This window comes from Pseudomonas sp. P5_A2_2 (assembly GCF_054177685.1).
Window position 1 is genome coordinate 1 of sequence record NZ_JBGCUL010000226.1, and the last position, 6,113, is coordinate 6,113.

General features: G+C 61.5%; 6 protein-coding genes. 3 read left to right on the plus strand and 3 right to left on the minus strand.

Features of this window, described 5'->3' with window-relative positions; genetic code table 11:
- Nucleotides 1-58 precede the first annotated feature (58 nt).
- The 3 genes from ACXRVY_RS14655 to ACXRVY_RS14665 form a co-directional block, all read right to left on the minus strand.
- Nucleotides 59-856, minus strand: coding sequence for an OmpA family protein (locus ACXRVY_RS14655; protein WP_223458320.1), 798 nt, complete (start codon nucleotides 854-856; stop codon nucleotides 59-61).
- A 46-nt stretch (nucleotides 857-902) separates the two neighbouring features.
- Nucleotides 903-1,316, minus strand: a complete 414-nt coding sequence (locus tag ACXRVY_RS14660) for a DUF4398 domain-containing protein (protein ID WP_223458323.1) — start codon at nucleotides 1,314-1,316, stop codon at nucleotides 903-905.
- Between the two features lie 307 nt (nucleotides 1,317-1,623).
- Nucleotides 1,624-1,968 (minus strand): pilin assembly protein, encoded by a 345-nt coding sequence (locus ACXRVY_RS14665; protein ID WP_104450704.1) that lies wholly within the window; start codon nucleotides 1,966-1,968, stop codon nucleotides 1,624-1,626.
- A 200-nt stretch (nucleotides 1,969-2,168) separates the two neighbouring features.
- Between ACXRVY_RS14665 and ppc the strand changes: the two genes are divergently transcribed.
- From ppc to tsaB, 3 genes are all read left to right on the plus strand, one after another.
- Nucleotides 2,169-4,799: a phosphoenolpyruvate carboxylase gene (ppc, locus tag ACXRVY_RS14670; RefSeq protein ID WP_458237648.1), complete on the plus strand. Its 2,631-nt coding sequence runs from the start codon at nucleotides 2,169-2,171 to the stop codon at nucleotides 4,797-4,799.
- A 287-nt stretch (nucleotides 4,800-5,086) separates the two neighbouring features.
- On the plus strand, nucleotides 5,087-5,734 hold the full coding sequence (gene adk, locus ACXRVY_RS14675; protein WP_458237649.1) for an adenylate kinase: 648 nt from the start codon (nucleotides 5,087-5,089) through the stop codon (nucleotides 5,732-5,734).
- 93 nt (nucleotides 5,735-5,827) lie between these two features.
- Nucleotides 5,828-6,113 (plus strand): tRNA (adenosine(37)-N6)-threonylcarbamoyltransferase complex dimerization subunit type 1 TsaB (gene tsaB, locus ACXRVY_RS14680; RefSeq protein ID WP_458237650.1); only part of this gene is annotated, 286 nt, incomplete at its 3' end.

Below are 6,113 nucleotides of genomic sequence, written 5' to 3' on the forward strand. Positions count from 1 at the left end.
GTCTGACACTCCGCCATCGCGAGCAAGCTCGCTCCCACAGGTATTGTGTTGTGGCTGATTATTGGGTGTAAGAACTCACCGCCGAACGCGGCATCACTGGCTGACTGTCATTGGAAATGGTCACCTCCACCCGACGGTTCATCGCCCGACCCGAGGTACTGCTGTTATCCGCCACTGGGTACTCTTTGCCGTAACCCTGGGCGACGATCCGCGCCGGATCAACGCCCATCTTCACCAGCGCAGCACGTACGGAGCCTGCGCGACGTTCCGACAGCGACTGGTTGTGCGACGCCGTACCGGTGCTGTCGGTATAGCCCTCGACAATCACTTTGCGCTCGGGGTTTTCCTGTAGGTACTGCGCCAGTTTGTTGATGTTCGCCAGGCCGTTGGCTTTCAGCTCGGCCTTGTCGGTGGCGAACAGTACATCCCCGAAGGTCACCAGCGTCCCGCGATCGGTTTGCCTGGCGTTGAGGCTGTCCTTCAACTGTTTTATCTGCTGGTCCCGGGCGTCGAGGCGGGCCTGAGCCCGTTGCGCCGAGGCATCTTTCAGACTGGCCTCTGCGGTGCGCAGGGCGATGGTCTGCTTGGCCACTTCGACGCGCTGGTTGGACAAATAGGCAAGCTGGTCGACCTTGGCGGCGTCCTCCTTGTCCATGTAGGCCTTATCGGCCTTGTCCAGATAGTCGCTGGCTTCCTTGGTTTCCAGCGCCGCGACTTTGCTGGCCTGCGGATCGGCTTGCAGGCCGGTGTAGTTGCTGCGGGCCTGTTCGAGGTTGGCGTTCGGTGGTGTGGAGCAGGCCGCCAGGGCTACGGTGACAGCCAGCAGGGCAGGGATCATCAATTGATTGGGTTTCATGATTTCGTCCTTTTAGTCGAGTGGGAATGCGGGGGTGCCGCGCCGCTTACTGAACGGTGCGCTGGCTTTCCTGACGCAATTCCTGAACGCCTTTCTGCGCGTCCTTCACTGATTGTTCGGCCTTCATCGCCTGGGCCTTACGCTCGGCCACGCGAGCGTCCCACTCGGCCTGTTCGGCGAGCATCCGGGCCTGGTCATATTTCTTGTCGTGCATGGCGATTTCGGCTTGCTTGAGCTTGTCCTGGGCAGATTTCATTTCCACGGCGGCGAACTCGGTGCCGCCGGCGCTGACGGCGTCGTTGACGGCCGATTGGGTGACCGCGTACTGCTCGGTCGGCGGGTTACCGGCGCAGCCGGCCAGGACCAGGCAGCTGCCCAGGGCCAATGCCGCCAGTTTCAGGCTTTGCGAACAGGTAAATGAGGGGGTTCCGGTTCGGGTTTTCATGGTCTTCAACTCCATTGGGCCAATTCCTGAAAAACGTCGAAGTCCACCCTGGGCAAGGTACTGAAACCATCGATTGCGGGGTATTTTGAAACGCTCGTCCCAGGCGTGGTTACTTGGGTTGACCCGAGGCTTTTTTTGAAAGTTCAGAGAAATTAGTCAGCCATTGAAAAAGCCGTGATCGAATGGACAGGGCTCTAAGGCGGGGATTTACATGACGCGAAGCGCTATGCAGGACCTTTTACAGGTCCGTAGAAGCGCAATTTTCGAAGTGAAATACAGGCCAATGTGGGAGCGAGCTCGCTCCCACAGGTACAGCTGAAAATCAGTGCTTCTGTTTGTCGTCAGGCATCGACAAATCGTGCAAATGCCGACGTGACAGCGCCAGAAAGCGCGGGGTCGGTCCAATGTCTTCGTACAGTGGATCGCCTTCTTCATCGGTGGCGACCACGGTCGAGCCTTTGACGTACGGGAAGCTTCTTTCCAGCTCTTCCAGCGCGGCGCCGATCAGGTCGCCGAGCAGTTCTTCGGGATGCCGCTTGGGGTACATCTCGACGAGCGCGGCCAGCCGTGCGGCAGACTCCACGTCCAGATGAATCGAGTAGCCGGTGTCGGTCAGGCGACCTTTGGCGTTTTCTTCCCAGTGGTGGGCAAGCTCGCGGATTTTCATATTGACCTCATTGCGCTCCCGCTCGTGGCAGGCAGGGTGAGTGTCCGGCATTGGCCGGCGACAGCCATTGTGCGGCTTATCTTCAGACTAGCTTCAACAGGCAAGGTTTAAAGTCCCTTCGTCGTCTTGCTTGTAAGAACCCGTCTGGGGCGGCACTCTCTAGGTTCTTAGCCGCCCGGATTTTTGCTGGAGACCTGCTGATGACCGATATTGATGCACGCTTGCGCGAGGATGTTCACCTGCTGGGTGAGCTGTTGGGCAATACCATTCGTGAGCAATATGGCGACGGTTTTCTCGACAAGATCGAGCAGATCCGCAAGGGCGCCAAGGCTGACCGGCGCGGCTCCATGGACGCCGAGCTCAGCGCCAGCCTCAACCAGTTGACCGAAGACGAATTGCTGCCGGTGGCGCGGGCGTTCAACCAGTTTCTCAACCTGGCCAATATCGCCGAGCAATATCAGTTGATTCACCGCCGCGAGGAATCCCAAGAGGCGCCGTTCGAAGCCCGGGTACTGCCGGAGTTGCTCGCGCGTCTGCGCGCCGAGGGGCATGGCGCCGACGCGCTGGCCCGGCAACTGGGTCGGCTGGAGATCGAACTGGTACTTACGGCGCATCCCACCGAAGTTGCACGCCGCACGCTGATCCAGAAGTACGACGCCATCGCCGCGCAACTGGCGGCTCAGGATCACCGCGATCTGACCGGTGCCGAGCGCGAGCAGATCAAGACCACCTTGCAACGCCTGATCGCCGAAGCCTGGCACACCGAGGAAATCCGCCGCACGCGCCCCACGCCGGTGGACGAAGCCAAGTGGGGTTTCGCGGTGATCGAGCATTCGCTGTGGCAGGCCATTCCCAATTATCTGCGCAAGGCCGATCAGGCCCTGCACGCCGCCACCGGCCTGCGCTTGCCATTGGAGGCCGCGCCGATTCGCTTTGCCTCGTGGATGGGCGGCGACCGCGACGGCAACCCGAACGTGACGGCAGCGGTGACCCGAGAGGTTTTACTGTTGGCGCGCTGGATGGCAGCCGATTTGTACCTGCGCGATGTCGATCGCCTGGCCGCTGAGCTGTCGATGCAGCAGRCCAGCGAGGAATTGAAGGCCAAGGCGGGAGACAGCGCCGAACCTTACCGGGCAGTGCTCAAACAGCTGCGCGAACGCCTGCGGGCGACGCGCAACTGGGCACACGCCGCCTTGTCGACGCCAACGCCGGCACCGGTCGACGTGCTGCAAAACAACCGCGAACTGCTCGATCCGCTGGAGCTTTGCTACCACTCTTTGCACGAGTGCGGCATGGGCGTGATCGCCGACGGGCCGTTGCTCGATTGCCTGCGCCGGGCAGTGACGTTCGGACTGTTCCTGGTTCGTCTGGATGTGCGCCAGGACTCGTCGCGGCACACCGCGGCGATGACCGAAATCACCGACTACCTTGGCCTGGGAAGCTACGAGGACTGGAGCGAGGAAGAGCGCATCGCCTTTCTGATGCGCGAATTGAGCAATCGTCGTCCCTTGTTGCCGGCGTACTTCAAACCTGGCGCCGACACCGCCGAGGTCTTGGCGACCTGCCGGGAAGTCRCCGCTGCGCCTGAGGCATCCCTCGGGTCCTACGTGATTTCCATGGCCGGTGCGGCTTCCGATGTACTGGCCGTGCAGTTATTGCTCAAAGAGTCCGGCGTGTTGCGGCCGATGCGCGTGGTGCCGCTGTTTGAAACCCTGGCCGACCTCGACAATGCCGGCCCGGTGATCGAAAAGCTGCTGCTGTTGCCCGGCTATCGCGCGCGCCTGCAAGGGCCGCAGGAAGTGATGATCGGCTACTCCGACTCGGCCAAGGACGCCGGCACCACGGCGGCGGCCTGGGCGCAGTACCGGGCACAGGAACGTTTGGTGGACATCTGTCGTGCGCAGCAAGTGGAACTGCTGTTGTTCCACGGTCGCGGTGGCACCGTGGGGCGAGGCGGCGGCCCGGCCCATGCGGCGATCCTGTCGCAGCCACCGGGTTCGGTGGCGGGGCGTTTCCGCACCACCGAACAGGGCGAAATGATTCGATTCAAATTTGGCTTGCCGGACATCGCCGAACAGAACCTCAACCTGTACCTGGCCGCCGTGCTGGAGGCGACCTTGCTGCCTCCGCCGCCACCTACGCCCGAGTGGCGCCATTTGATGGACGAACTGGCCGCAGACGGTGTCAGTGCTTACCGCGCCGTGGTGCGGGAAAATCCACAGTTCGTTGAGTATTTCCGCCAGTCCACGCCGGAACAGGAGCTCGGTCGTTTGCCACTGGGCAGTCGTCCGGCCAAGCGCCGGGCCGGGGGGATCGAAAGCCTGCGGGCGATTCCGTGGATTTTCGGCTGGACCCAAACGCGCCTGATGCTGCCGGCCTGGCTGGGTTGGGAAGCGGCCCTGAGCAAGGCCCTGGAGCGTGGCGAAGGCGAACTGCTGGGGCAGATGCGTGAGCAGTGGCCGTTCTTCCGCACCCGCATCGACATGCTGGAAATGGTCCTGGCCAAGGCCGATGCCGACATTGCGCGGTCCTACGATGAGCGTCTGGTGGAGCCGAATCTGTTGCCATTGGGTGCGCACTTACGCGACCTATTGTCGCAGGCGTGCGCCATCGTTCTCGGCCTGACCGGGCAGTCGCAGCTGCTGGCACATAGCCCGGCGACCCTTGAGTTCATCCGCTTGCGCAACACCTACCTTGACCCGCTTCATCTATTGCAGGCCGAGTTGCTGGCCCGTTCGCGACAACAGGACGTAGCGCAGGGCAGCCCGGTAGAACAGGCCTTGCTGGTGTCTGTGGCAGGGATTGCCGCCGGTTTGCGAAACACCGGCTAAGATTTTTGCCGTGGGTCAGGCATCCGGCAGGTGAGCCGGGTGCCGCCGTATGACGGGTTGAAAAGTGCTGTCAGGCGACAGTTAATGATGGGGTTGCGACTTGGCAAACCGCGCGCAATGGTCGCAAGAGGCAGCGGTTTCTCCGACTTTTGGCGTCTTGTGTGGGCGCAGCCTGCTGTGTATCTTGATCAGCCTTTGGCCGTTTGGGCGGTCACGACCCTATTTTTGAGATTGGCCCAATGAGGCGAATCTGACGTTATCCATATAAAAAATTGAGGAGCACATCGATGCGCGTCATTCTGCTGGGAGCTCCCGGGGCCGGTAAAGGTACTCAGGCTAAGTTCATCACCGAAAAATTCGGCATTCCGCAAATCTCCACCGGCGACATGCTGCGTGCAGCGGTCAAGGCCGGCACCGAGCTGGGCATCAAGGCCAAGGGCATCATGGATGCCGGTGGCCTGGTGTCCGATGACCTGATCATCGCACTGGTCAAGGACCGCATCGCCCAGTCCGACTGCGCCAACGGTTTCCTGTTCGACGGCTTCCCGCGCACCATTCCCCAGGCTGAAGCCCTGGTGACGGCCGGCGTCGAGCTGGATGCAGTGGTTGAAATCGCCGTCGAAGACGAAGAAATCGTCCAGCGTATCGCCGGTCGCCGCGTTCACGRGGCCAGCGGCCGCGTGTACCACATCGTCTACAATCCGCCGAAAGTGGCCGGTAAAGACGACGTCACCGGTGAAGATCTGGTGCAGCGCAAGGACGACACCGAAGAAACCGTGCGTCATCGCCTGTCGGTCTACCACTCCCAGACCAAGCCGCTGGTGGATTTCTACCAGAAGCTGGCGGCTGCCAATGGYAAGCCGCAGTACAGCCATATCGAAGGCGTCGGTTCGGTTGAAGCAATCACCACCAAGGTACTTGCGGCCCTGAGCTGAAAAGTCTGATCCGCAGCATCATCCACGGCCCGCTTGCGGGCCGTAGTTGTTTATACTGACGCACTTTTTCTGACCTCTCTTGTGGAAACATTGATGAGCACCTTGCTGGCCCTGGACACCGCGACTGAAGCTTGCTCCGTTGCCTTGCTGCATGACGGCAAGGTCACGAGCCATTACGAGGTGATCCCGCGCCTGCATGCGCAGAAGCTGTTGCCGATGATCAAGCAATTGCTGGCCGATGCCGGGACCACCCTGCAAGCGGTCGATGCCATCGCGTTTGGCCGTGGCCCGGGCGCCTTCACCGGCGTACGCATCGCCATCGGCGTGGTGCAAGGCCTGGCGTTTGCCCTGGATCGCCCGGTGTTGCCGGTGTCGAACC

Excerpts from the sequence above, each read along its gene's own strand:
- ACXRVY_RS14655 (WP_223458320.1), bottom strand. The coding sequence starts at position 856 with ATGAAACCCAATCAATTGATGATCCCTGCCCTGCTGGCTGTCACCGTA.
- ACXRVY_RS14660 (WP_223458323.1), bottom strand. The coding sequence starts at position 1,316 with ATGGAGTTGAAGACCATGAAAACCCGAACCGGAACCCCCTCATTTACC.
- ACXRVY_RS14665 (WP_104450704.1), bottom strand. The coding sequence starts at position 1,968 with ATGAAAATCCGCGAGCTTGCCCACCACTGGGAAGAAAACGCCAAAGGT.